Source organism: Mycolicibacter longobardus (assembly GCF_002102265.1).
GTDB classification, from domain to species: Bacteria; Actinomycetota; Actinomycetes; order Mycobacteriales; family Mycobacteriaceae; genus Mycobacterium; species Mycobacterium longobardum.
On the sequence record NZ_LQPG01000055.1, the window covers coordinates 130,095 to 153,421 of the forward strand.

Consider the following 23,327-nt stretch of genomic DNA (forward strand, 5'->3'; position numbering starts at 1 on the left):
GCTGATGCGGGTCTACATCCCGGCGACCCTGGCCATGCTGGCCCAACTGGTCGCCGACGGTTCGCTGCGGGCGGTCAGCGGGACTGCCTTCGCGGTGACGCCGGCGTTGCGGGAGTCCTACGCGCACGGCGACGACGACGAACTGGCCGAAGTCGCGCTCGGCGAGGCGGCGCTGGCGTCGCTGCGGTTACTCGGCGCCGCCGATACGGCTGCGGGCGATGAGGCACTGCCCACCCGGCGGGCGGTGCTGGTCGCCGACATCGCCGATGGAGCCGATGGGCCCACGGCCCGCCCCGATCTGGACGCTGCCGTGGTCCGGCTGGTCGGCCCGGTCGAGCTCTCCGATGTGGTCGCGGCGTATGTGGACAATGCGGCGGCCGAGCCGGCGGTGCTCGCGGCGATAGCGGTGATCGACGACGCCGACCTCGGCGACGAGGACGCCGAGCTGACCGTCGGCGACGCCCAGGACCACGACTTGGCCTGGTACGCCACCCAGGAGCTGCCGTTCCTGCTCGACCTGCTCTGATGTCGGCTTGGCTAAGTTACGCTACCGTAGGTTTATCGACCTCCGGTCAGCGAGCAGGGAAGTTTTCGTGAGCAAGAAGCATTCGGCGATCACCGCGCACATCGGCGACACCAGGCGCCCCACCGTGTCCGGCGCCGACCGGCACCGCGGCTGGAACGCATTGCGCCGCATCGCCACGCAGATCACCACGCCGCTGCTGCCGGATGACTATCTGCGGCTGGCCAACCCGCTGTGGTCGGCCCGTGAGCTGCGTGGCCGGGTGGTGGAGGTGCGCCGCGAGACCGCGGATTCGGCGACGCTGGTGATCAAGCCCGGCTGGGGTTTTCAGTTCGACTATCGGGCCGGCCAGTACATCGGCATCGGTCTGCTGGTCGACGGGCGCTGGCGCTGGCGGTCCTATTCGCTGACCTCCCCGCCGGTGAGCGGGGCCCGCACCATCGCCATCACCGTCAAGGCGATGCCGGAGGGCTTTCTGTCCAGTCACCTGGTGGACGGCGTCGCCCCGGGCACCGTCGTGCGGCTGGCCGCACCGCAGGGTGAGTTCGTGCTTCCGGACCCGCCGCCGGCCGCGGTGCTGTTCCTGACCGCCGGATCCGGGATCACCCCGATCATGTCGATGCTGCGGACCCTGGCGCGCCGCGACGCCATCACCGACGTCGTCCATCTGCACTCGGCGCCCACCGCCGCCGACACGTTGTTCGCCGATGAACTCGCGGCTCTGGCGCGGGACCATCCTGGTTACCGGCTGCTGTTGCGTACCACCCGGGACTCGGGCCGGCTGGAGCTGCGCGGGCCGGAGACCCTGGACCGCGAGGTGCCCGACTGGCGTTCCCGGCAGGCCTGGGCCTGCGGACCGGCGGCGTTGTTGGGCGACGCCGAGCGGCTCTGGGCGGCCGCCGGGATCGCCGACCAACTGCATATCGAGAGATTCACCCTGGCGCGCACCGCGACAGCCGAGGGCGGCGGCACGGTCACCTTCGCGACCAGCGGCAAGAGTGTCGTCGCGGACGCGGCGACGACACTGCTGGAGGCCGGCGAGGGGGCCGGGGTTCCGATGCCGTTCGGTTGCCGGATGGGCATCTGCCAGTCCTGCGTGGTGACTCTGGTGGCCGGACAGGTCCGCGATCTGCGCAACGGCGCCGAGCATGAGCCGGGCAGCCGGATCCAGACCTGTGTCAGCACAGCGGCCGGCGATTGCGAATTGGACGTCTGACGATTACCCGCTGGTAACCTACGGAGACGTAGGTTACGATAGCGTAGGTCAAGACGGCAGCACTTCCCGAAAGGCGGTCCGATGGCGGTAACCGACGTCGAGGTGTTCGCGCACCTCAGCGACGCCGACGTGGAGAACCTCGCCGCCGAGCTGGATGCCATCCGCCGTGACGTCGAGGCCTCCCGCGGGGAGCGCGACGCCCGCTACATCCACCGCACCATCGCCGCCCAGCGCGCGCTCGAGGTGACCGGCCGGGTGCTGCTGACGGCGGGTTCTCGCCGCTGGGCGCGCTGGGCCGGCGCGGCCACCCTGGGGGTGGCCAAGATCGTCGAGAACATGGAGATCGGCCACAACGTCATGCACGGCCAGTGGGACTGGATGAACGACCCGGAGATCCACTCCACCGGCTGGGAGTGGGACATGGCCGGGTTCTCCAAGCACTGGCGCTTCACCCACAACTTCGCCCACCACAAGTACACCAACATCCTCGGGATGGACGACGATGTGGGCTACGGCCTGCTGCGGGTCACCCGCGACACCCCCTGGAAACGCTTCAACCTGTTCAACCTGCTGTACAACACCATTCTGGCGATCGGGTTCGAGTGGGGAGTCGCGTTGCAGCACTTGGAGGTCGGCAAGATCTTCAAGGGCCGCAGCGACCGTGCGGCAACCCTGGTGCGGCTGCGGGAGTTCGCCGGCAAGGCCGGTCGGCAGGTGTTCAAGGACTACATCGCGTTCCCGGCGCTGACCTCGCTGTCGCCCGGCGCGACCTTCGGTACAACGGTGAAGGCCAACGCGATCGCCAACGTGATCCGCAACGTGTGGTCCAACGCGATCATCTTCTGCGGTCACTTCCCTGACGGTGCAGAGAAATTCACCAAGACCGACATGGTCGGCGAGTCGCGGGGCCAGTGGTATCTGCGCCAACTGCTGGGCAGTGCCAACATCGACGCGGGACAGCCGATGCGGTTCATGAGCGGCAGCCTGTCTCATCAGATCGAGCACCATCTGTTCCCGGACCTGCCGAGCAACCGCTACCCCGAGATCGCGGTGCGGGTTCGCCAGGTGTGCGAGAAGTACGACCTGCCCTACACCTCCGGTCCGTTCCTGGTGCAGTACGCCAAGACCTGGCGCACCATCGCCAAACTGTCGCTGCCGGACCGCTTCCTGCGCGACACCGCCGATGACGCCCCGGAGACCCGTAGCGAGAAGATGTTCGCCGACCTGGAGCCCGGATTCTCTCGCATCGATCCGGCAACCGGGCGCCGCCGCGGGCTCAAGACCGCTATCGCCGCGGTGCGTGGCTGGCGTCGCGACAAGCGGATCGACCTGGCCGCCTGACCCGAAGTCCCGAGACGGAATCTCACGACGCGACACGCGGCTCGTGCGTCGTGAGATTCACCGTCGCGCTGTGGGTACCGGCTAACCCTCCCGCAGCACCGTGAGCAGCCGGCGGGCCGCCTCGACACGGCGCTGCGCCGGACCGGTCAGGGTGTCCAGTGCGCATTCGGGGTCGGCGGGCGGCCCGAGGTGTCCGCACCCGCGCGGGCAGTCGCCGATCGTCTCGGCGAGGTCGGAGAACGCCAGCAGCACGTCGTCGGGCGCGATGTGGGCCAACCCGAACGACCGGATTCCGGGAGTGTCGATCACCCAGCCGGAGCCGGCCAGCCGCAGTGCCACCGACTGGGTGGAGGTGTGCCGTCCCCGGCCGATGTCGGTGACCCTTCCCACCGCCCGATCAGCCTGCGGAACAAGACGATTCACCAGGGTGGATTTGCCGACGCCGGAGTGTCCCAGCAGCACCGTGACCCGCGAGTCCAGCAGTGGAGCGACGGCGTCGAGCGGGTCGTCGCGGCCCGCGGTGACCACCGTGAGATCCAGGTCGGCGAACTGGTCGGCGAACGGGTCCGGATCGGCGAGGTCCGTCTTGGTCAGGCACAGGATCGGCTGCAGGCCGCCCGCGTAGGCGGCGATCAGCGCCCGCTCGACCAAGCCGGTGCGTGGCGGGGGATCGGCGAGTGCCACCACGATCAGCAACTGGTCGGCGTTGGCGACCACCACCCGCTCGGTGGGATCGGTGTCATCGGCGGTGCGCCGCAACACCGTTCGGCGTGGCCGCCGACGGACGATTCGGGCCAGGCTGTCGGGGCGGCCGGACAGGTCGCCGACGACGTCGACGCGGTCGCCGACGACGATGGGGGTGCGGCCCAGCTCGCGGGCACGCATCGCGGTGACCTGGAGATCGGCCGGGCCGTCTGGCCCGTCCGGCCCGTCTAGGACACAACCCCAGCGGCCACGGTCGACGCTGACCACCATGGCAGCTCGCGCGTCGGCGTGTTCGGGGCGGATCTTGGTGCGCGGCCGGGTTCTCCGGCCGGGGCGGACCTTGACGTCGGACTCGTCGTAGTCGCCGGGCTTCAAACGCCCGACCCCGAGTCGGCCAGCATCTCAGCCCACATCCGGGGGAACGCGGGCAGCGTCTTGGCGGTGGTCTCGATGTCCTCGACCTCGACCCCGGGGACTCGCAGCCCGATGATCGCACCGGCGGTGGCCATCCGGTGATCGGCGTAGGAATGCCAGATGCCGCCGTGCAACGGGGTCGCGGTGATGACCAGGCCGTCGGGGGTCTCGACGGCCTCGCCGCCCAGCCGGTTGATCTCGGCCGTCAGCGCCGCCAACCGGTCGGTTTCGTGTCCGCGCAGATGCGCGATACCGCTCAGCCGTGACACCGACCCCGGGGCGGCCAGTGCCGCCAGCGCCGCCACCGTCGGGGTGAGCTCGCCGACCGCGCGCAGGTCCACGTCGAATCCGCCGTGGCTCCGCGGGCCCCGCACCTGCAGCTGCGAATCGGCGTGGCTTATCTGGGCCCCGGTGCTGCCGATGACGTCGATGATGGCGCCGCCCGGCTGAACACCGGCGGTCGGCCAGCCGGTGATGCGCACGCTGCCGCCGGTGACCACCGCGGCCGCCAGAAACGGGGTGGCGTTGGACAGGTCGGGCTCGATCTCCCAATGCCGGGCCGTGGCGGTCGCCGGCCGCACCTGCCAGCGGTTCGGCGTGGCGTCATCGACATCGATTCCCGCCTGCCGCAGCATCGCCACCGTCATCGCGATGTGCGGAGCCGACGGCAGGGAGGCTCCGGTGTGCACCACGGTCAGGCCGTCGTCGAATGCCGCGGCGGCCAGCAGCAGGCCGGAGACGAACTGCGAGGACGCCGAGGCGTCGATCTCCACGGTGCCGCCGGCCACGGCACCGGCGCCGCGGATCGCGAACGGCAAGGCGTGACCGTCGACCGCGATACCCAGGCCGCGCATCGCGTCCAGCAGCGGCGCGATCGGCCGGGCTCGGGCCTGCTCGTCCCCGTCGAAGGTGACGGTGGCGGTGCCCAGCGCGGCCAGCGGCGGCACGAACCGCAGCACCGTGCCGGCCAGGCCGCAGTTCAGCCGGGTGTCCGGCTCCGGGTCGATCCCGCCGCTGACGGTCACATGGTGGGCCACCGCCTCGATCCGCAGGCCCAGAGCGCGCAGCGCATCGAGCATCAGGTCGGTGTCGCGGCTGCGCAGGGCGCCGGAGAGGGTGGAGACCCCGCCGCCGCGCGCGGCGGCCAGCGCGGCCAGCACCAGCGCCCGGTTGGTCTGGGATTTCGAGCCGGGCACGGCCACCGTCGCGTTGACGGGAGCGGTGGTCGTCGGTGCCGGCCAAGTCGTCACGGTTTCATCCTGCCAGCGCCTGGCTCCGGCCGGTTCAGTGAGGCTCGACGGAGGAGAGGCGAAGCTGGGACCGCCGCATAGAGCCGGCGCTGGTATCGGCGCTCCGCCAGCGCTGATTACCCGGCTATCCTCCGGCAGGCGGACGTCCGACCACACTCGGCCGGAATCCGTATCGGGGAGTGCCGAAGGCGCCGAAGCCGCCACCGCGACCACCGCCGGCGCCCGCCATCGGCATCCCGCCCATGGCGCTGTGGGCAGCCGGGCCGGCTCCCGCCCCGGCCAGTCCGCCGACGCTGCTGAGCTGAATCGTGGCGGCCTGGCTTGCGGCCGCCGGTACGGCGGCGCTCCAGGCCTGCGGCACCGAGAGCGGACCGACCAACGAGGCCTTGCCGATGGTTCCCGAGATACCGGCGCCCAGGCCCTTGGCAGCACCTTCGGCCGCTTTCGCGGCTCCTTCGGCGACCTTGGCGGCGCCCTCGGCGGCGGACTTCGACACCGGGAACAACGAATGCGAGAGGCCGTCCAAGTCCTTGAACGCCGTCGTGAAAAGACGGGTGGGCGACACCATCCGGATGAACATGTCCATCGGGCTGGAGGCACTCAGCGTCTCCGACCCGGTCAACCCCCGCATGAAGTCGCCGAGTATGCCGTTGAAGGTGATGCTCGACCCGTCCATGGTGATCGGGTTCAGCAGATCTTCGACAAACCCGTTCAGGGCTGGGTTGGCGAACTCGCCCAGCCTGCCGGGCAGCGCCGAGGTCAGGGCCGTCAGCGTTTCGGTGTCGGTCGCGGCCGCGGATCCGACGGCTTGGGCGACCGCCGCCTCCTGCGCAATCACTCCGCCGGGGTTGGTGGTGGGCGCCGGCGCCGTGAACGGCGTCAACCTCGACGCGGCGGCCGATTGACCGGCATAGCCGTACATCGTGGCAGCGTCCTGCACCCACATCTCGCCGTAGGCGGCCTCGGTGGCCGCGATCGCCGGCGTGTTCTGTCCCAGGACATTCGTCGCCAGCAACGCCATCATGGTCTCGCGGTTGGCCTCGACGACCGCCGGCGGAACCGTCGCGGCAAACGCCGCATCGTGGGCGGCCGCGGCAGCACCCGCCTGCGCCGCGACCTGCTCAGCTTGTGCGGCAGCCCGATTCAGCCACTCCAGGTGCGGTGCGAACGCGCGCGCCATCGAAGCCGCTGCCGGACCCTGCCAGTCCGCGGTCAGGTCCGCCAGCGCCGATGCGTACCCGGCGGAGGTGGCGTGTATGTCGGCGGCCAGAGTTTCCCAGGCACGCGAGGCGGCCCACAGCGGAGCCGAGCCGGCACCCGCGTACATCAACGCAGAGTTGATCTCAGGGGGCAAACTGCCGAAGTCCATTGCGTCGACCTCGACTAGGCGACCGCGGCCGCATTCGCGGCCTCGGTCATCTCGTAGGACCCAGCGCTGATGTTCAGCACCGCACCCAACATCTCCTGCATGGCGACGGCGCGAGCACCGACCGCCTGGTAGAGCTCGGCGTGCGCGGCGAAGTTGACGGCAGTCAGGATCGACACCATGTCAGCTCCTGCGGGGGTGACCTGGGTTGTCGGGGCTGCCGCAGCTGCGTTTCCGGCCTGCATGCCCGCGGTGATGGCCTGCAGTTCTCGGGCGCTCGCAGCCAGTACCTCCGGCTGCGCAACAACGGTGGACACGTGTAACTCCTCCTCGCCTGGCCATCGCGGACAGGAATTCGCTTGAAACTTCCAGGACGCTGCCAGGTTAAGCAGCTGTGTCCGGGCCTGAAAAGCTGTTACACGCGTTGTTCACCGATTCGGATCTAATGTTCATCGGCTAGGGCTGCCCGTTAATCTGCCGACGCCTGCCGTTCACCTTGCGACCCGGTCCGAGTCCATGAATCGGGCGTTCGCGCGCCGGATCAATCGGCTGTCACCATGGAGACATGTGCGGGCGTTTCGTGGCAACCACCGACCCGGCGCTGCTGGCCACCCGGATCGACGCGATCAACGAGATACCGACAACCGCCGATTCCGGCCCGAACTACAACGTGGCGCCCACCGACGGCGTCGCGACGGTGGTCTGCCGGCACTCCGAGCCTGGTGATGAGCCGACCCGGCGGCTGCGGTTGATGCGTTGGGGGCTGGTGCCGCCGTGGACAAAGGCCGGCCCCGACGGCGCGCCCGTGGTGGGCGGCCCCGTGCTGATCAACGCCCGCGCCGAGAAGGTCACCACCGCGCCGGCGTTTCGCGCGTCCGCAGATCGCCGACGGTGCCTGGTGCCGATGGACGGCTATTACGAATGGCGGCCTGAACCCCTCGGGTCGGCCGGGCGCAAGGCCCGTAAGACGCCGTTCTACATCCACGGAGACGGCACGACCTTGTTCGCTGCGGGGCTGTGGTCGGTGTGGCGGCCGCAACGAACGTCCGAGGCAGTGTTGAGCGTCACAATCATCACCACCGCGGCCGCCGGGGACCTCGCCGGGATACATGACCGGATGCCGCTGCTGCTTCCCGAAAACCAGTGGGACCGTTGGCTGGACCCGGATGATTCGATTGACACCAGGCAGTTGGCCCGCGCGTCGGAGGTGGCCGGGATCGCGCTGCGTGAGGTCTCGTCGTTGGTCAACAGCGTGCGGAACAACTCGCCGGAGTTGATCGCGGCGGCAACTCCGCAGCCCGAGCAGGGCTATTTGCTCTGACGTCCGACCAGGTGGTTTCGCCCGCCCGGGCGCGACGATGTTATCAATGGGCCATGGACTATTCCCGATCCGCCGAGCGGCGTGACGGCAGTCCCTTCACCGGGACGCCGCGCGTGCTGGTGGTGGAAGATTCCGAGACGATCCGCGAGATGGTCAGCGAGGCGCTGTCCGACGCCGGCTATCTGACCGCCACCCGGCCCGACGGGCACGGCTTGGAGCAGGTGCTGGACGGATTCCGTCCCGATCTGGTGGTACTCGACGTCATGTTGCCGGGGCCCGACGGCTTCGCGCTGATGAACGTGATTCTGAACTGGGGTGAGGTCGGGGTGGTACTGCTCACCGCACGCGACGGCCTGCGCGACCGGCTGCGCGGCCTCGACGGGGGTGCCGACGACTACGTGGTCAAGCCGTTCGAGCTTGCCGAACTCGTCTCGCGGGTCGGGGTGGTGATGCGCCGGCGCGGCCGGTTGCCCGCAGCTGTGCAGTTCGGCGATCTGATGGTCGATGTCGACGCCGGGATGGCCTCCCGTTCGGGCGCCCCGCTGGGTTTGACCGACACCGAGTTGCGGGTGCTGGTCTACCTCGTGGAACAGCGCGGCCGCATCGTCAGCAGCGTGCAGATCCGCAACGCGGTGTGGGGAAATGAAGCCTACGATCCCGATCTGGCTCTGGTTCACATCAGCGGGTTGAAGGAGAAACTCGAGGCGCACGGGCCGCGGATCCTGCATACCGTACGCGGGATCGGTTATCTGCTGGAGCTTTCTGATTCATGACCGCCACGCCATCGCTGCGCCGCCGGCTGATGATGATGGCGCTGGCACTGCTCGCGGTGTTGATGGTGGCCGTGGGCCTGTTGATCAACGCCACCTTGGCGGCGTGGGCCACCCGTAGCCTGGACGAACGGCTGGGGGCGGCCACCGCGCGCGCAGATTCCCTTGTGGCACTGGGGATATCTGCTGAAAAGCTCTCGCAGCACCTCAATGGCGCCGCTATCGCCGCGCTCGTCGTCACCGCGGACGGTGCCAGCTACGGCGACCCCGCCATTGACCCCGACGCCACCACCGGATCGAAGGTTCGTACCACGTCGCCGGAGTCCGAAGAGACTGCGACGGTTCTGGTCCATCCCCTGGCCAACGGTGACCGGGTGATCCTGGTCGCCGACACCACCGAGGGCGATGAGACCCTGAGCAGGTTGCGGCGCTTGATGATCGGAGCCGGGCTGGGGACCTTGCTGCTCGCCTGGATGCTGTTGGCCGGGGTGAGCCGGGCCATGCTTGCGCCGCTGGACCGGCTTGCCGATCTGGCCCGCGATATCTCCACCGGTGACCGGGGACGACGGCTGCGCCCCGACCGGCCGAAGACCGAACTGGGCCGGGCCGCAGCAGCTTTCGACAACATGCTCGATGAGTTGGAGGACTCCGAGATGCGCGCGCAACGCGCCGCCGAAGCGGCGCGGCGCGCCGAGGCCGCCGTCCGGCGTTTTCTGGCCGACGCCGCTCATGAGCTGCGCACCCCGATCGCGGGAATGCAGGCTGCCGCCGAACAGATCGCCGGCAGCGTCGGCCAACGCGTCGGGCGGTCCGCTGGCCCGGACACCGCCGACCCCGAACTGCTCCGCCAGCACCGTCGTGCCACCCTGCTGTTGACCGAGGCCCGGCGGGCCACCCGACTGGTCACCGACATGCTGGACCTCAGCTACATCGATGCGGGGTTGCCGCTGGAGCTCAAGGACACCGACCTGATCGGGATCGTCGACACCCAGCTCGACCGGGCGGCGCTACTGGCCCCGCAACTGCACGTGGCCCGCACCGGCGTGGACTCCCTGACCGTTCGAATCGACCCCACCCGGGTGGCGCAGATCCTGTCCAACCTGCTCGACAACGCGCGCCGCTACACCCCGCCCGGCGGGCGGATCACTGTCGACGTCCGGCGTGGCGACGGCGGCGCCGAGGTGCTCGTCACCGACACCGGCATCGGCATTCGCGAGGAGGACGCCGAGCGGATCTTCGACCGGCTGGTGCGCCTGGACAGCGCCCGCGACCGTGAGCACGGCGGTGCCGGTCTCGGACTGCCGATCGCCCGGGCGCTGGCGGATGCCCACGGTGGGTCGCTGACCTGCCTGACGAATGACCGCGGCGCCACCTTCCGGCTGGTCCTCCCGGCGCGGGCAGACGAGCTGGGAGATCTAGGCGTTTCCGGCTGATAGCTGGCAGACGGCTGTCCGATTGGGTACAACGGTGCGATGGAAAATTCGCACACGTCGGCCCGCCCTCCGGGGCTGCACGACGCGATGGCCCGGCGGCTGTATCGCAGGGCGGAGGCCTCCGGACAGATCAAGTTGCCGGCTGTGCCGGACATGCTCGACGAATACGTCACGATGTGTGAAACCCTGTTCGCCGGCGTGGGTGCGCCGCTCGACGACGACCAGCGGGATCAGTTGAGGGCGAACTTGCGGAAGGAGTTGGCCGCGGCCTTTGAGGCGTCGTCGAGATCGACCATCATCGTCAGCTATGAGTTCCCGATCGGCAGCGTCCTGAACTACGTGATTCGTGCCGAATGGCAGACGATCGAGGCCGGGTACGAGAGCTGGCTCGCCACCCGCCAACCACCGCTGTTCGGCACCGAACCCGATGCGCGAGTCTGGGCGCTGGCCTGCGAAGCCGCCGATCCCCGTAGCTGTCGGGTGCTGGACATCGGTGCCGGAACCGGGCGCAACAGCCTGGCCCTGGCCCGGCGCGGGCATCCGGTGGACGCGGTCGAGATGACACCCATCTTCGCCGCCGACATTCGTGCGGGCGCGCATCGCGAGGCACTGGATGTCCGCGTCGTTCAGCGTGACGTGTTCGCCGGCGGCGACAGTCTGCGCAGTGACTATCAGCTGATTGTGCTGTCGGAGGTCACCCCGGATTTCCGGACCACCCAGCAGCTGCGTGACATATTCGAACTGGCAGCCCAGCGGTTGGCCCCGGGTGGGCGTTTTGTGCTCAACGTTTTCGTGACTCGCGGCGGCTATGTGCCCGACGCGGCCGCCCGTGAACTCAGCCAGCAGTGCTACAACATGTTCTACACCTGGGACGAGATGAACTATGCAGCAGATGGTTTGGGCCTGCAGCTGGTCGGTGACGATCTGGTGTACGAGTACGAGAAAGCCCATTTGCCCGACGGCGCTTGGCCCCCCACCGGCTGGTTCGCCGACTGGGCCCGCGGCCTTGACGTATTCGATCTCGAACCGGACGCGTGCCCGATCGAGCTGCACTGGCTGATCTACCAGAAGCCGGTCGAAGGCGACGAGGCCACGACGGCTCGCTGACCGCCGCGCTCATCGCCCTTGACATGTAGCGCCGCGTCGTTCGATCGGATGTGCGCTACGGCTGCATATACCCCGGGGGATTGACGGTGTCCACCCACAGGTCCACGCCCAAGTCGCTGCCGGGAACACAGTCATAGACCGACAGGTCGGTGACACCGGAGTCCAGCAGCACGTCTTCGCAGAGCGCCGAGTTGCCGGTGTACTCGGTGGCCGGCCTGGTCACCATGGCGTAGGCCGCGTCGGCGTAGACCTCAGGTGTGCGGGCCCGGGCCATCGCCTCGTCGCCGCCGAGCAGGTTCTGCACCGCGGCGGTCGCGATCAGGGTGCGCGGCCACAGCGTGTTGGACGCGATCCCGTGCGCGCGCAGCTCTTCGGCCATGCCCAACGCGCACAACGTCATCCCGAACTTGGCCATCATGTAGGCGGTGGGCTTGAGCCACTTGGGTTCCAGCCGGATCGGCGGGGACAGTGTGAGGATGTGCGGGTTCTCCCGGCCGATCATGTGCGGGATGCAGGCCTGCGACACCGCGTAGGTGCCGCGCACCTCGATGCCGTTCATCAGGTCGAAGCGCTTTAGTGGCACCTCGAGGATCGACCCGAGGTTGATCGCCGAGGCGTTGTTGACGCAGATGTCGATCCCGCCGAACCGCTCGACCGCCGCCGCGACGGCACCGGCCACCGACTCCCCGTCGCGGATGTCGCCGACGATCGGCAGTGCCTGCCCACCGGCCTCCTCGATCTCGGCGGCAGCGGTGTAGATGGTGCCGGACAGCTTCGGGTGCGGCTCGGCGGTTTTGGCGATCAGCGCGATATTGGCGCCGTCGGCCGCCGCCCGCTTCGCGATGGCCAACCCGATGCCGCGGCTGGCGCCCGAGATGAACATGGTCTTGCCCGAGAGGGGTGCTGGGTTTGGCATAGGTGTCACCCTATGCCCCCGCCGGCCCGTTGCTTTCGCGTCTCCCGACCGGCTTACGCCGTAAACTAGGGCACCAGCCGGTCTTGGCGGTGCAGCGAGAAGGGGTTGGTCTGGTGGATGCCGACGATCGCGATCCTCAGCGGAGGCCGCACGTCGAGGACATCGGCACGGCCGACGGTCCGCGAGTGTCGCCGCAGTTGAGCCGCGACGGCATCCTGGAGATGGCGATCGACTTCATCGACCGGCACGGCCTGGCGAAGCTGACCATGCGGCGGCTGGGGGCCGCCTGCGGAGTCGAGGCGATGGCGCTCTACCGCTATGTGCACGGCCGCGGCGACCTGCTGACCGGCGTCGTCGACCACATCATCGACCGGCTCTACACCGATCAACTCGCCGCGCGGCGCCAAGAGGACGGCTGGCAGGACTACCTGGTGCGCCTGGCCCACGGAGTCCGCCAGATCGCCCTGGACCACCCCGAGGTTTTCCCGCTGGTCGCCACGCAGGCCCCGGAGGCGCCGTGGGTTCGGCCGCCGCTGCGCAGCCTGCGTTGGATGGAGAGTTTCCTCGACACGCTGATCTCCTACGGCTTCGACGACAGCGCCGCGGTTGCCGCCTACCGCTCCTACACCACCTTCCTGGTCGGTCACCTGCTGCTGGAAGTGTCTGCGCGCGGGGCCGACCTGCATCCCGACGAGGCCATCCTCGAGGGCAGCAGAGGGTCCGAGCGCAATCTGACCGACTATCGGCATCTGCATCGTCTGCAGCCGATGTTGTCGCAGGACCACAGCACCGCCGAGTTCGAAGAGGCTCTGGAAGCCATGCTCGACCGCCTCGAAGTGCTCCTTGCCCGGGACTGAAGCCTCGCCCTGCACCGCGTTTACGTTGTAAACCTCCTGGGTACGTTCCATGACGTAAGAGCCGCACCAGGGAGGAGCTTCACGATGGGACTGGCAGACAAGGCCAAGAATGCCGCGCAGGACGCCGCGGGCAAGGTCAAAGAGGCCGTCGGCGACGCGACCGGCAATGACGACCTGAGGAACGAGGGCCAGGCCGACCAGGGCAAGTCGAGCCTCAAGAAGGCCGGCGAGAACATCAAAGACGCCTTCAAGGACTGACAGGAAATGACGCGCCCCGCCCTGTTCGCCCGGGCGGGGCGCGTCTTGTCGGTGGCCGGCGATGGGTTTACAACGTAAACAAACCGGCGTAGCTTCGACCGCATGCTGTTCGGTTTACGGCGTAAACTTCGGCGCTGTGCGGCGCGGCGCGACAACGCGGCCGCGCCGGGTCAGGCCGGAAAGGACGCCGGCGGGCCGGTGACGACCGGCGATCGTCCGGTTCGCCTCGGCGACGGGCCAGGCCTTCCGGATGACGGTCTGCGCGTCGTTCTGGAGCGCAGCGGCGCGGCCCTGCTGGTCCACGCCGGCGGCAGCGTCGACGCGTCCAACGTGATGGTCTGGCGCCGATTGGTCGGCGAGGCCGCCGGGGTCACCACCGCACCGGGTCCCCTGATCATCGAGACCAACGGACTTGAATTCATGGGAGTCTGTGCGTTCGCGGTACTGGTCGAGGAATCAGCCCGATGCCGCAGCCGCGGCATCACGCTGTGCCTGGTGAGCGGCCAGCCCATCGTGGCGCGGGTCGTGACCGCAGCCGGGCTCCACGCCGAGCTGTCGTTCTTCGCCGACCTTGACGAGGCGCTCGGCGGCTCGCCGCGGGAAGATCCGGAGCAGCTGAACTCGCGGTGACAGCCCGGGTCAGGGCGCCCGAATGTCAGCGGTGACCGCGGCGGTCAGCCGGATCAGATCTGCCGGCGTCACCGCTACGTCCCAGCCGCGCTGCCCCGCGCTGCACAGCACCGTCTCGAAACCCAGCGCCGAGCGGTCCACCACCGTCGGCAGCGTCCTGCGTTGCCCGAACGGGGAGATCCCGCCCACCACATAACCGGTCGCCCGTTGAGCTGCCGCGGGTTCGGCCATCGCCGCCTTGGTCATCCCGAGCGCCGCGGCGGCCGCCTTCAGCGACAGCGTCGCCGGAACCGGCAACACCGCCACCGCCAGGCCGCCCGGTACGGCCAGGATCAGCGTCTTGAAGATCTGCTCGGGCAGCACGCCCTCGCCGGTCGCCAGTTGCTCGACGGCCTCGGCGCCGAACGAGCGCCGACGGGAATCGTGACGGTAACGCAGCACCTCGTGGGGCACCTGTGCGGCGATCAGGGCCGCGATGGCCGGGGTTGCCGCGCGACTCACCGGGCCAGGATAACGGTCGGGTTCATGCGGCGGTCCCAGCTTCGGCTCTCCTTCGTCGAGCCTCGCTGAACCGCCGGGTTCATGCGGCGGTCCCAGCTTCGGCTCTCCTTCGTCGAGCCTCGCTGAACCGCCGGAAATAGCGCGGTGGGCGACGCTGTTGAGTAGGGCAGTTGCGTGGTCGCTTCGCGTAGCCGTCGATCACGGTCCTAGGATCTGGGAAGGAGTTCGGGTGTCAACGGCGATCGGTCTGCTGGAGAGGGAGCTGCCGGCTGCGCCGGTTGTAAGCACCGCGACAGAAGGGACTGCGGCAATCGAGATGGCTGACGCCGAAAGCGCGACCGAGGCCGGGACCGAGGCTGAAACCAAGGCCCCGGTCCGTTCCGATGAGACCGATGAGCAGCTGACCGCGCGCTTCGAGCGCGACGCGATCCCGATGCTCGATCAGCTCTACGGCGGCGCGCTGCGGATGACGCGCAATCCCGCCGATGCCGAGGACCTGCTGCAGGAGACCATGGTCAAGGCCTACGCCGGGTTCCGCTCGTTTCGGGAGGGCACCAACCTCAAGGCGTGGCTGTATCGCATCCTGACCAACACCTACATCAACAGCTACCGCAAGAAGCAGCGCAAGCCCGCCGAGTACCCGACCGACGAGATCACCGACTGGCAGCTCGCGGCCACCGCGGAGCACACTTCGACCGGGCTGCGTTCGGCGGAGGTCGAGGCCCTGGAGTTACTGCCCGACACCGAGATCAAAGAGGCGTTGCAGCAGCTTCCCGAAGAATTCCGGATGGCGGTGTACTACGCCGACGTCGAAGGATTCCCCTACAAGGAGATCGCCGAGATCATGGATACGCCGATCGGCACGGTGATGTCGCGCCTGCATCGCGGTAGGCGCCAGTTGCGCGGTCTGCTGACCGATGTGGCCCGCGACCGCGGTTTCATCCGCGACGGCCAGGCACCCGAGGAGGTGTCGTCGTGACCGACCACTCGCATGAGTGCGCAACCCCTGAGCCCGATGAGGCGGGCGCCGACTGCTCGCAGGTGATCGCCGAGGTATGGACGCTGCTCGACGGCGAATGCACGGCCGAGACCAAGGCCAAGTTGCGTCGCCACCTCGAGGAATGTCCCGGTTGCCTGCGGCACTACGGGGTCGAGGAACGGATCAAAGCGCTGATCGCCCGCAAGTGCAGTGGCGAGAAGGCTCCGCGGCAACTCTTCGAACGGGTACGGCTGGAGATCAGCCGGACCACGATCATCCGGACCTACGAGTAGAAGCTGCTACTTGACGGCCTTCGAGCCGGCGTTGGGTCGCTTGCCGTGGTTGGCTTTGCTGTGCTTGCGATCGCGCTTCTTGCGGCCACGCTTTGCCATGATCGACCCTCCTAGCAGGTATTCCGGCTGGCCAGTCTCTCATACGGCCAGGTGTGACGCGGTAGCGGGGCCTTGACGGCCCCCGCCACTGCGGTCACCGCCTTCACCTCAGTAGAAGCTCCATGCCCCGGCCAGGGTCTGCGGCACGGTTGCGGCGGACGCCGGCGGGGTCTCCAGCGCGGGGGCCCCGGGCACCGTTGCGGCCGGCGGAGTCAGCGAGCTGACGTCGGTCGGCATGATCGAGCCGACCCCGGGCACCACGCGGTTCAGCATACCGTTGAGCGCCTGCAGGAAGGAGTTGGCGGCGTTGACGCCGGCGGCCGAGCTGCCGGCAGCCGGACCGGGCAGCGCCGGGGCACCGACGGGGGACGGAATCGGCATCGGCATCGGGTCGTCGACCAGGGCCGGGGCCGCCTTGGCAGAGGCGACACCGAACCCGAGCGTGGCCACCGTCATGGCGCTGGCGCACACCAGGGGCAACCGGACTCGCGGGTCGGACATGCTGGGAAGGGACCGGGGAAAGGACCGGGCAACAGACCAAGGGGCAACAGGCCAGGCAACAGACCGGGAAACAAACAAGGCACTACTCCTCAAGTTCGACTTCGACTCGTCCTGCGTCACAGCGGATACGTCACGCGTTCGAAACACTCGAGTAACGGTGCTATGCAATTGTCACAGCAGAAACACGACACGGTCACGGATCAAACTCTCTACGTCCTCTTATTTGTCTTGGAGTTCGCTTACGCGTGCGCCCCGCTCAACGCCCGCCCGGGGTTGTGGTTCGATAAGGCCAAGGATTTTGGGGATCAGGGAATCGTCGACTGGGTGATGAACGAGGTGAAGATGGCCGAGGACGTTCGGGCGGAGATCGTGGCCAGCGTGCTCGAAGTCGTGGTCCACGAGGGCGACCAGATCAGCGAGGGCGACACCGTGGTGTTGCTGGAGTCGATGAAGATGGAGATCCCGGTGCTGGCCGAGTCTGCGGGCACCGTCACCAAGGTGGCCGTGCAGGTCGGTGACGTAATCCAAGCCGGCGACCTCATCGCCGTGATCAGCTGATCGCAGCCACCACACCCGGCGCGACCTAGCCGATGTCCACCCTCGGGGACCTCCTGGCCGAACACACCCTCTTGCCCGGCAGCGCGGTGGATCACCTGCACGCCGTGGTCGGGGAGTGGCAGCTGCTGGCCGACCTGTCATTCGCCGACTACCTGATGTGGGTCCGTCGCGATCCCGATGTGGACGGCGCGCTGGTGTGCGTCGCGCAGTGCCGGCCCAACACCGCGCCCACCGTGCTGCTCAGCGACGCCGTCGGAACCGTCGTCGGCGCGGAGAAGATGCCACTGGCGGTCGCGGCGTTCGATTCGGGGGTGATCGGGCGGGAAGGGGTTGCCGGACAACGCAATATGGAAGCCGTCCCGGTCCGGCACAGCGACCGGGTGGTGGCCGTGCTGACCCACCAGACCGCGTTGACGGGCGGGCGGGAGTCCAGCCGGTTGGAGGCGGCCTACCTGGACTGCGCGGCGGATCTGGTGCACATGATCTCCGAGGGCACCTTCCCCGACGTCGGCGACATCGCGGTGTCGCGTTCGAGTCCGCGGGTCGGCGACGGCTTCATCCGCCTCGGCGTCGACGGCACGGTCAGCTACGCCAGCCCGAACGCGGTGTCGGCCTATCACCGGATGGGCCTGGCCGCCGAACTGGCCGGCCACGATCTGGTCGCCGTCACCCGGCCACTGATCTCCGATCCGTTCGAGGCGCATGAGCTGGCCGAGCATGTGCGCGAATCGCTGTCCGGCGGGTCGAGCATGCGGTTCGAGGTCGACGCGGCCGGGGCGGTGGTGCTGCTGCGCACCCTGCCGCTGATCGTGCAGGGTCAACCGGCCGGGGCCGCCGTGCTGGTCCGCGACGTCACCGAGGTCAAACGTCGGGACCGGGCGCTGCTGTCCAAGGACGCCACCATCCGCGAGATCCATCACCGGGTGAAGAACAACCTGCAGACCGTGGCCGCGCTGCTGCGGCTGCAGGCCCGCCGCACCACCAGTGCCGAAGGACGCGAGGCGCTGTTGGAGTCGGTGCGACGGGTGGCGTCGATCGCGCTGGTCCACGAAGCCCTGTCGATGTCGGTCGACGAGGTGGTGAACCTCGACAAGGTCATCGACCGGATCCTGCCGATGATGAACGACGTCGCCAGCGTGGACACCCCGATCCACATCGCCCGCATCGGTTCGGTCGGCTCGCTGGACGCCGACCGGGCGACCGCCTTGATCATGGTGATCACCGAACTGGTGCAGAACGCGATCGAGCACGCCTTCTCCGCGGATGCCGACCGGCGGAGCGTGACGATCCGGGCGGAACGCTCGGCGCGCTGGCTGGACGTGGTGGTGCACGACGACGGTCACGGTCTGCCCGCCGGATTCCGGCTGGAGACCTCCGACCGGCTCGGCCTGCAGATCGTCAACACCCTGATCTCGGCGGAACTCAACGGTTCGCTGACCGCACGGGACGCACCCGGCGGCGGGACCGAGATGGTGCTGCGCATTCCGGTCGGCGGCCGTCGGCTTCGCCAAGCGCTGTGAGTGCTGGATAGGGGCCCAATGGGAGTCTGGCGACGTGACATGGGCGCGTCGCGTCGTGAAACTCCCACTCGCGGCCAGCGCACCGCGGCTGACGCAAAACGACGCGGCCCCGACCAGGTCGGGGCCGCGTCGTTGTCTGCTTGAGGGGTCAGACCCCGCTGCGCGCCCGGGTCCGGGCGTTGCGGCGCTTGAGCGCGCGCCGCTCGTCCTCGCTCATGCCACCCCACACGCCGGCGTCCTGACCGGTCTCCAACGCCCAGGTAAGGCACTCGGTGACCACCGAGCATCGGGTGCAGACCTGCTTAGCGGAAGCGATCTGGGCGAGTGCCGGCCCGCTGTTTCCCACCGGGAAGAACAGCTCCGGGTCCTCGTCACGACAGACCGCCTTGTGGCGCCAATCCATAGGTCTCCAACTCCTCACTCTGGGCGCAGCCGGGTGCGCAACTTTGTTTCTCGACTGTTATAAGCGGCGCAAGAAATGGTTACGGCTTGCATCCGATCGCTCGATCGTTTCACAGCCTGCACAGATGTCAAGGGTGCGCTTTATCACGTGGCCAACGTCACGTCTGCGCGGGGCTGCTCCGCGGGCGCCCGCAGGCGTGTACTACAGTGGTCTCAACTGTGTGCTCATCGGCCGATTTGAGCACTATCTCCGCAGGTCAGCGGGATTTTTAGCCGGGGGAGCGACGACGCTCAGCGCGTCGGGGACGGCGCGGAACGTCATCGTGGTGCGCATGCCGAGATATTCGCCGTCGATCTGGGTCGCTATCGGTGTGTCGCCGGCATCGACGCGCAGCGTGGTCACGTTGTCGTCGCGGATGAGCTGCTTGGCCCGCAGCTTCGGCCGTTTCGACAGCATCTGCCGGACCAGCCTCAAGGTGGGCAACACCTTCATGCTGGTGGTCGCGAACACGCCCATTCCCGACTCGAAGGTGGTGTCGGGGTTGGTCCAGACGCACCGCTCGTCGGCGTATGTCCACGGCGCGCAGTTCGAGACGAACACGAAATGCACGCCCTCAACCGGCTGATCGTCGCCTAGCTGCAGCGTCAACGTCGGGTCGCGGCGGGTGGTGGCCAGCACCGCGGGAACCGCGGCGCGAACGTAGCGCAGCGGGGTGACGGCGTGGCCCTTCTCGCGTTCGGCTTCGACCGCGGCCACCACCTCGCCGTCGACACCCATGCCGGCGTTGAGCGCCGACCATCGCTCGCCGCAGTCGATCAGCCCGATCCTGCGCCAGTTGGGCTGCTCCCCACGGGAATTGATCAACTCGATCAGCTGGTTGGTGGCGGCGATCGGGTCGGCGGAGATACCCAGCGAACGGGCGAAGACGTTCGCCGAGCCGCCGGGCACCACCGCCACCGCGGGCAGGTGTTCCGGCGCCGCCGAACCGGGCGCTCCGAGCAGGCCGTTGACTATGCCGTGCACGGTCCCGTCGCCGCCGTGCGCGATCACCAGGTCGACGCCGTCTCGGGACGCGGCCTGACTGATCTCGCTGGCGTGGCCGCGGTAGTCGGTGTGCACGACGGTCAGGTCGAGCCGGCTCTTGAGCGCATGGGCCAACAGGTCCCGGCCTGCCGGGGTGGTGGACGTGGCATTGGGGTTCACAATCAGCACGGCGCGCACGGGATACGAGTCTATGGGCATCCAGGATCTGGGATGCGGTGGTTACTCTGGCGGCGTGAAAGCCGTCGCTGATCCACCGCGCGCCGTGTTCGGTGCGGGCCTGATCGTTGCAGTGCAGGGCGTGGCCGCGTTGCTGGTCGCGGCGGTGCTGGTGTGGCGGGCCCTGGCCGGCGCGGATCAGGAGTCGGTCAACGGCTACGGCACCGCGGCGTGGTTCGCCGTGGTCGGTGCCGCGGTGTCGGCGGCCGGCTGGGCGTTGCTGCGGGGCCGGCGGGTCGGGCGCGGTCTGGCGGTGTTCGCCAACCTGATCCTGTTGCCGGTCGCCTGGTACCTGGGTGTGGGCTCGCACCGATGGGGGTACGGCGCGGTCGTCGGCGTGGTGGCGGTGGTGGTGCTGGCGGCGCTGTTCAGCCCGGCGGCGCTGCGCTGGGTGGCGCAACGCCCAGAGCCGACAGAATCGTGCTGAACTTCGTCACGGTCTCGGCCAGCTCCTCGTCCGGATCGGATTCGGCGACGATCCCGCCGCCGGCGTGGGCCAGCGCGGATCGCCGGTCGGCGGACAGTTGGGCGCACCGGATCGACACCACCCACCGGCCGTCGCCGCCGGCGTCGCACCAGCCGACCGCGCCGGCGTAGAAACCCCGGTCACCCTCCAGCTCAGTGATGAGGTCGACCGCGGCTGCCGTCGGCACTCCGCCGACCGCGGCCGTCGGGTGCAGCGCCAGCGCCAAATCCAGTGCGGTGGTGGAGGTATCGCGTAGCCGGCCGGTGATCGGGGTGTTCAGGTGCCACACCGCGGCGGTGCCGGTCAGCCGCGGCTCCGAAGCGACGTCCAGTTCGGTGCACAGCGGCTCGAGTGCGGCGCGCAACTGGTCGACGACCAGTTGATGCTCGTGGCGGTTCTTGCCGGATTCGGCCAGGGCCGCCCCGTTGGCGGCGTCGACGGCGGGGTCGTCGGAGGAGCGCGGCGCCGAGCCGGCGAATGGCCGGCAGGTGACCCGGTCGCCCTCGCGGGCGACCAGCAACTCCGGGCTGGCCCCCACCAGGGCCGTGCCGGTGTACTCACCTCCGGCGGCGCTCAGGTCCACCAGATAGCCGTAGCCGCTCGGGTCGGCGGCGACCAGCCGGCGCAGGACGGTTCCGGCGTCCAGGGGGGCGTCGGCGGCCAGTCGCAGCCCGCGGGCCAGCACCACTTTGTGCAGGCCGCCCTGCGGGACGGTCAGTTCGCTCAGGGCCCGGCGGATCCGGGCGCGATGATCGTCGGGCTGCGGGATCTGCGCGACGATGCGCACCGCGGGCAGTGTCGCTTCGGGTTCCGGGGGCAGTGCGTCGGCACGTCGCAGCTCCCGCGGGACGAACAGCGCGGCGGGCGCACCCGGTCGGAAAGGCAACGCGCCCATCACTATTGGAGCTTCGCCGGCGGACAGGGCGGCCCGGGCCGCGGCGACGTCGGCGAAACCGGTGGCGATCGCGTCACCCGACAGCGTCCCGGCCGGGCCGGACAGCACGAACGCCGGCGATGTTCTCGGTGTTGGCGGTGTTTTCAAGGCCCTTCGGTCCTTGGTCCGGTCAGTCCGAGCGCGACGAGCTGGCGCAACCCGTGCTCGAACCCGCAGACGGCGGCCGACCCCACGGCCATCCTGAAACGCGTTCCGTCGGCCAACGGCCGCTCGAGCCAGCGGGCGATCACCGCTCGGGAGAAGTGACCGTGGCTGACGAACACCACGTCGCGCGAGACCAGCTGCCGCAGCGCCAACGCGACCATCCGGTCCGCGCGGTCGCTGACCTGAGCCACTGTCTCGCCGCCGGTACTGCCGTGGGTCCAGATCAACCAGTCGGGTTCGGTTCGGCGGATCTGTGCGGTGGTCAGCCCCTCGTGGCGCCCGTAGTCCCATTCGGCGAGGTCGTCGGAGACCTCGTCGACGTGCAGTCCGGCGAGCTCGGCGGTCACCTGAGTGCGGCGGCGCGGGCTGGCGAGCACCAGCGGATTGTCCAGTTCGAGTTCCGCCAACATCGCGCGGGCGGCGACGGCCTGGCGCCGGCCGGCTTCGGTCAACTCCAAATCGGTGCGCCCGGTGTGCCGCCCGGTCCGAGACCACTCGGTTTCACCGTGGCGAAGCAGCAGCAGCCGGTGCTCCTCGATGCCCACGTCCGTCGATTCTGCCCGACTGCGGACACCGGCCCGCGTTTGGCGCTGCGCGGACGCAAGCCGTGCCAGTATGTCGGTGTGACGGGGATGCGGATCTTGGCGGTTGCCAACCAGAAAGGCGGCGTGGCCAAGACCACGACGGTGGCGTCGCTGGGAGCGGCGATGGCCGAGCAGGGTCGACGGGTGCTGCTGGTCGACCTCGATCCGCAGGGCTGCCTGACGTTCTCGCTGGGACACGACCCCGACAAGCTGCCGGTGTCGGTGCATGAGGTGTTGCTCGGAGAGGTGGAACCCAACGCCGCACTGGTGCCGACCGCTGAAGGCATGACCCTGCTGCCGGCCAATATCGACCTGGCCGGCGCCGAGGCGATGCTGCTGATGCGGGCCGGTCGCGAGTACGCCCTGCAGCGGGCGCTGGACAAACTGGACGGCCAGTTCGACGTGGTCGTCATCGACTGCCCGCCATCGCTGGGGGTGCTCACCCTCAACGGTCTGACCGCGGCCGGTGAGGTGATCGTGCCGCTGCAGTGCGAGACCCTGGCCCACCGGGGCGTCGGCCAGTTCCTGCGTACCGTCGCCGACGTCCAGCAGATCACCAACCCGAAGCTGCGCCTGCTGGGCGCGTTGCCCACGCTCTACGACTCGCGTACCACCCACAGTCGTGACGTGTTGCTCGACATCGCCGACCGGTACGGCCTGCCGGTGCTGGCGCCGCCCATCCCGCGAACCGTGCGTTTCGCCGAGGCCAGCGCATCGGGGGCCTCGGTGATCGCCGGCCGCAAGAACAAGGGCGCGCAGGCCTATCGGGAGCTGGCTGAGTCGCTGCTCAGGCACTGGAAGAACGGCAAGGCGCTGCCCACCTTCGCCCCCGAGATCTAGCCAGCCGCCGCGCCCCATCCCCGCGCCCATCCCCCGCGAAGATTGCTCCTATGTCAAGCAGCGGTGGCGTGGGGTGTAGGGCGTCGTGATTTCTCGTCGGTGTGGAGGCGGTTGTAG

General features: G+C 69.0%; 28 protein-coding genes. 16 read left to right on the forward strand and 12 right to left on the reverse strand.

Annotated elements, in window-relative coordinates:
• Position 1: 1 nt before the first annotated feature.
• The 3 genes from AWC16_RS22025 (at position 2) to AWC16_RS22035 (ending at position 3,080) form a co-directional block, all read left to right on the forward strand.
• A complete protein-coding gene (locus AWC16_RS22025; RefSeq protein WP_109561538.1) occupies positions 2–526 on the forward strand; it encodes a DUF6912 family protein in 525 nt (174 codons plus the stop codon).
• 67 nt (positions 527–593) lie between these two features.
• Positions 594–1,739 carry a ferredoxin reductase gene (locus tag AWC16_RS22030; protein WP_085266839.1) on the forward strand — a complete coding sequence of 382 codons (1,146 nt, stop codon included), beginning with the start codon at positions 594–596 and terminating at the stop codon, positions 1,737–1,739.
• Positions 1,740–1,820: 81 nt separating this feature from the next.
• On the forward strand, positions 1,821–3,080 hold the full coding sequence (locus AWC16_RS22035) for a fatty acid desaturase family protein (protein ID WP_085266840.1): 1,260 nt from the start codon (positions 1,821–1,823) through the stop codon (positions 3,078–3,080).
• Positions 3,081–3,161: 81 nt separating this feature from the next.
• Here the strand turns inward: AWC16_RS22035 and rsgA are convergent, their stop codons facing one another.
• The 4 genes from rsgA to AWC16_RS22055 form a co-directional block, all read right to left on the reverse strand.
• Positions 3,162–4,160 carry a ribosome small subunit-dependent GTPase A gene (gene rsgA, locus AWC16_RS22040; RefSeq protein ID WP_085266841.1) on the reverse strand — a complete coding sequence of 333 codons (999 nt, stop codon included), beginning with the start codon at positions 4,158–4,160 and terminating at the stop codon, positions 3,162–3,164.
• Positions 4,157–5,449 (reverse strand): 3-phosphoshikimate 1-carboxyvinyltransferase, encoded by a 1,293-nt coding sequence (gene aroA, locus AWC16_RS22045; RefSeq protein ID WP_085266842.1) that lies wholly within the window; start codon positions 5,447–5,449, stop codon positions 4,157–4,159. The genes rsgA and aroA overlap by 4 nt, the downstream gene beginning before the upstream one ends.
• A gap of 124 nt (positions 5,450–5,573) precedes the next feature.
• Positions 5,574–6,818 (reverse strand): PPE family protein, encoded by a 1,245-nt coding sequence (locus tag AWC16_RS22050; protein ID WP_085266843.1) that lies wholly within the window; start codon positions 6,816–6,818, stop codon positions 5,574–5,576.
• A 14-nt stretch (positions 6,819–6,832) separates the two neighbouring features.
• Positions 6,833–7,132 (reverse strand): PE family protein, encoded by a 300-nt coding sequence (locus tag AWC16_RS22055; RefSeq protein ID WP_085266844.1) that lies wholly within the window; start codon positions 7,130–7,132, stop codon positions 6,833–6,835.
• 248 nt (positions 7,133–7,380) lie between these two features.
• Here AWC16_RS22055 and AWC16_RS22060 point away from each other — a divergent pair, with 248 nt between their 5' ends.
• From AWC16_RS22060 to AWC16_RS22075, 4 genes are read left to right on the forward strand one after another with little or no spacing between them, the layout of a single operon-like run.
• Positions 7,381–8,136: an SOS response-associated peptidase gene (locus AWC16_RS22060; RefSeq protein ID WP_085266845.1), complete on the forward strand. Its 756-nt coding sequence runs from the start codon at positions 7,381–7,383 to the stop codon at positions 8,134–8,136.
• Positions 8,137–8,189: 53 nt separating this feature from the next.
• The gene (locus AWC16_RS22065) at positions 8,190–8,909 is read left to right on the forward strand and encodes a response regulator transcription factor (protein ID WP_085266846.1); all 720 of its coding nucleotides are present in this window, start codon (positions 8,190–8,192) and stop codon (positions 8,907–8,909) included.
• Complete coding sequence (locus AWC16_RS22070) at positions 8,906–10,339, forward strand: HAMP domain-containing sensor histidine kinase (RefSeq protein WP_085266847.1); 1,434 nt, start codon at positions 8,906–8,908, stop codon at positions 10,337–10,339. The genes AWC16_RS22065 and AWC16_RS22070 overlap by 4 nt, the downstream gene beginning before the upstream one ends.
• Before the next feature lie 39 nt (positions 10,340–10,378).
• Positions 10,379–11,446: a class I SAM-dependent methyltransferase gene (locus tag AWC16_RS22075; RefSeq protein ID WP_085266848.1), complete on the forward strand. Its 1,068-nt coding sequence runs from the start codon at positions 10,379–10,381 to the stop codon at positions 11,444–11,446.
• Between the two features lie 55 nt (positions 11,447–11,501).
• Here the strand turns inward: AWC16_RS22075 and AWC16_RS22080 are convergent, their stop codons facing one another.
• Positions 11,502–12,362 carry an SDR family oxidoreductase gene (locus AWC16_RS22080; protein WP_085266849.1) on the reverse strand — a complete coding sequence of 287 codons (861 nt, stop codon included), beginning with the start codon at positions 12,360–12,362 and terminating at the stop codon, positions 11,502–11,504.
• A 221-nt stretch (positions 12,363–12,583) separates the two neighbouring features.
• On the opposite strand from AWC16_RS22080, the gene AWC16_RS22085 reads away from it, so the two are divergent.
• The 3 genes from AWC16_RS22085 (at position 12,584) to AWC16_RS22095 (ending at position 14,107) form a co-directional block, all read left to right on the forward strand.
• Complete coding sequence (locus tag AWC16_RS22085; RefSeq protein ID WP_165759293.1) at positions 12,584–13,219, forward strand: TetR/AcrR family transcriptional regulator; 636 nt, start codon at positions 12,584–12,586, stop codon at positions 13,217–13,219.
• Positions 13,220–13,303: 84 nt separating this feature from the next.
• Positions 13,304–13,477: a CsbD family protein gene (locus AWC16_RS22090; RefSeq protein WP_085266851.1), complete on the forward strand. Its 174-nt coding sequence runs from the start codon at positions 13,304–13,306 to the stop codon at positions 13,475–13,477.
• A gap of 102 nt (positions 13,478–13,579) precedes the next feature.
• Positions 13,580–14,107, forward strand: a complete 528-nt coding sequence (locus tag AWC16_RS22095; RefSeq protein ID WP_085266852.1) for an anti-sigma factor antagonist — start codon at positions 13,580–13,582, stop codon at positions 14,105–14,107.
• Positions 14,108–14,116: 9 nt separating this feature from the next.
• On the opposite strand, the gene AWC16_RS22100 is transcribed toward AWC16_RS22095, so the two are convergent.
• A complete protein-coding gene (locus AWC16_RS22100) occupies positions 14,117–14,608 on the reverse strand; it encodes an aminoacyl-tRNA deacylase (protein ID WP_085266853.1) in 492 nt (163 codons plus the stop codon).
• Between the two features lie 316 nt (positions 14,609–14,924).
• Here AWC16_RS22100 and AWC16_RS22105 point away from each other — a divergent pair, with 316 nt between their 5' ends.
• Complete coding sequence (locus tag AWC16_RS22105) at positions 14,925–15,587, forward strand: sigma-70 family RNA polymerase sigma factor (protein WP_234812388.1); 663 nt, start codon at positions 14,925–14,927, stop codon at positions 15,585–15,587.
• The gene (rsrA, locus tag AWC16_RS22110) at positions 15,584–15,880 is read left to right on the forward strand and encodes a mycothiol system anti-sigma-R factor (RefSeq protein ID WP_085266855.1); all 297 of its coding nucleotides are present in this window, start codon (positions 15,584–15,586) and stop codon (positions 15,878–15,880) included. The genes AWC16_RS22105 and rsrA overlap by 4 nt, the downstream gene beginning before the upstream one ends.
• Positions 15,881–15,886: 6 nt before the next feature.
• Here rsrA and AWC16_RS25805 read toward each other — a convergent pair whose 3' ends face one another.
• Positions 15,887–15,979 (reverse strand): 50S ribosomal protein bL37, encoded by a 93-nt coding sequence (locus AWC16_RS25805; protein WP_014208825.1) that lies wholly within the window; start codon positions 15,977–15,979, stop codon positions 15,887–15,889.
• Between the two features lie 108 nt (positions 15,980–16,087).
• On the reverse strand, positions 16,088–16,480 hold the full coding sequence (locus AWC16_RS22115) for a hypothetical protein (protein WP_085266856.1): 393 nt from the start codon (positions 16,478–16,480) through the stop codon (positions 16,088–16,090).
• A gap of 342 nt (positions 16,481–16,822) precedes the next feature.
• Here AWC16_RS22115 and AWC16_RS22120 point away from each other — a divergent pair, with 342 nt between their 5' ends.
• Both AWC16_RS22120 and AWC16_RS22125 read left to right on the forward strand, forming a co-directional pair.
• Positions 16,823–17,038, forward strand: coding sequence for a biotin/lipoyl-binding carrier protein (locus tag AWC16_RS22120; protein ID WP_085266875.1), 216 nt, complete (start codon positions 16,823–16,825; stop codon positions 17,036–17,038).
• A gap of 32 nt (positions 17,039–17,070) precedes the next feature.
• The gene (locus tag AWC16_RS22125) at positions 17,071–18,558 is read left to right on the forward strand and encodes a sensor histidine kinase (protein WP_085266857.1); all 1,488 of its coding nucleotides are present in this window, start codon (positions 17,071–17,073) and stop codon (positions 18,556–18,558) included.
• A gap of 148 nt (positions 18,559–18,706) precedes the next feature.
• On the opposite strand, the gene AWC16_RS22130 is transcribed toward AWC16_RS22125, so the two are convergent.
• Positions 18,707–18,961, reverse strand: coding sequence for a WhiB family transcriptional regulator (locus tag AWC16_RS22130; protein ID WP_024443658.1), 255 nt, complete (start codon positions 18,959–18,961; stop codon positions 18,707–18,709).
• A gap of 243 nt (positions 18,962–19,204) precedes the next feature.
• The gene (locus AWC16_RS22135) at positions 19,205–20,182 is read right to left on the reverse strand and encodes a diacylglycerol/lipid kinase family protein (RefSeq protein ID WP_085266858.1); all 978 of its coding nucleotides are present in this window, start codon (positions 20,180–20,182) and stop codon (positions 19,205–19,207) included.
• A 55-nt stretch (positions 20,183–20,237) separates the two neighbouring features.
• Between AWC16_RS22135 and AWC16_RS22140 the strand changes: the two genes are divergently transcribed.
• Positions 20,238–20,648 (forward strand): hypothetical protein, encoded by a 411-nt coding sequence (locus AWC16_RS22140; RefSeq protein ID WP_085266876.1) that lies wholly within the window; start codon positions 20,238–20,240, stop codon positions 20,646–20,648.
• Here the strand turns inward: AWC16_RS22140 and AWC16_RS22145 are convergent.
• Both AWC16_RS22145 and AWC16_RS22150 read right to left on the reverse strand, forming a co-directional pair.
• A complete protein-coding gene (locus tag AWC16_RS22145; protein WP_085266859.1) occupies positions 20,590–21,729 on the reverse strand; it encodes an isochorismate synthase in 1,140 nt (379 codons plus the stop codon). The two genes, AWC16_RS22140 and AWC16_RS22145, sit on opposite strands and share 59 nt — an antisense overlap.
• Complete coding sequence (locus AWC16_RS22150) at positions 21,726–22,331, reverse strand: acid phosphatase (RefSeq protein ID WP_085266860.1); 606 nt, start codon at positions 22,329–22,331, stop codon at positions 21,726–21,728. Before AWC16_RS22150 ends, AWC16_RS22145 begins: the two co-directional genes overlap by 4 nt.
• An 87-nt stretch (positions 22,332–22,418) precedes the next feature.
• On the opposite strand from AWC16_RS22150, the gene AWC16_RS22155 reads away from it, so the two are divergent.
• Positions 22,419–23,210, forward strand: coding sequence for a ParA family protein (locus AWC16_RS22155; RefSeq protein WP_109561548.1), 792 nt, complete (start codon positions 22,419–22,421; stop codon positions 23,208–23,210).
• Positions 23,211–23,327 lie beyond the last annotated feature (117 nt).

Bases quoted from the DNA above. Each gene is read 5' to 3' on its own strand.
- AWC16_RS22035 (WP_085266840.1), top strand. From the start codon at position 1,821: ATGGCGGTAACCGACGTCGAGGTGTTCGCGCACCTCAGCGACGCCGAC.
- AWC16_RS22050 (WP_085266843.1), bottom strand. From the start codon at position 6,818: ATGGACTTCGGCAGTTTGCCCCCTGAGATCAACTCTGCGTTGATGTAC.
- AWC16_RS22060 (WP_085266845.1), top strand. From the start codon at position 7,381: ATGTGCGGGCGTTTCGTGGCAACCACCGACCCGGCGCTGCTGGCCACC.
- AWC16_RS22065 (WP_085266846.1), top strand. From the start codon at position 8,190: ATGGACTATTCCCGATCCGCCGAGCGGCGTGACGGCAGTCCCTTCACC.
- AWC16_RS22070 (WP_085266847.1), top strand. From the start codon at position 8,906: ATGACCGCCACGCCATCGCTGCGCCGCCGGCTGATGATGATGGCGCTG.
- AWC16_RS22075 (WP_085266848.1), top strand. From the start codon at position 10,379: ATGGAAAATTCGCACACGTCGGCCCGCCCTCCGGGGCTGCACGACGCG.
- AWC16_RS22080 (WP_085266849.1), bottom strand. From the start codon at position 12,362: ATGCCAAACCCAGCACCCCTCTCGGGCAAGACCATGTTCATCTCGGGC.
- AWC16_RS22085 (WP_165759293.1), top strand. From the start codon at position 12,584: ATGGCGATCGACTTCATCGACCGGCACGGCCTGGCGAAGCTGACCATG.
- AWC16_RS22090 (WP_085266851.1), top strand. From the start codon at position 13,304: ATGGGACTGGCAGACAAGGCCAAGAATGCCGCGCAGGACGCCGCGGGC.
- AWC16_RS22095 (WP_085266852.1), top strand. From the start codon at position 13,580: ATGCTGTTCGGTTTACGGCGTAAACTTCGGCGCTGTGCGGCGCGGCGC.
- AWC16_RS22105 (WP_234812388.1), top strand. From the start codon at position 14,925: ATGGCTGACGCCGAAAGCGCGACCGAGGCCGGGACCGAGGCTGAAACC.
- AWC16_RS25805 (WP_014208825.1), bottom strand. From the start codon at position 15,979: ATGGCAAAGCGTGGCCGCAAGAAGCGCGATCGCAAGCACAGCAAAGCC.
- AWC16_RS22115 (WP_085266856.1), bottom strand. From the start codon at position 16,480: ATGTCCGACCCGCGAGTCCGGTTGCCCCTGGTGTGCGCCAGCGCCATG.
- AWC16_RS22120 (WP_085266875.1), top strand. From the start codon at position 16,823: ATGGCCGAGGACGTTCGGGCGGAGATCGTGGCCAGCGTGCTCGAAGTC.
- AWC16_RS22125 (WP_085266857.1), top strand. From the start codon at position 17,071: ATGTCCACCCTCGGGGACCTCCTGGCCGAACACACCCTCTTGCCCGGC.
- AWC16_RS22130 (WP_024443658.1), bottom strand. From the start codon at position 18,961: ATGGATTGGCGCCACAAGGCGGTCTGTCGTGACGAGGACCCGGAGCTG.
- AWC16_RS22155 (WP_109561548.1), top strand. From the start codon at position 22,419: ATGCGGATCTTGGCGGTTGCCAACCAGAAAGGCGGCGTGGCCAAGACC.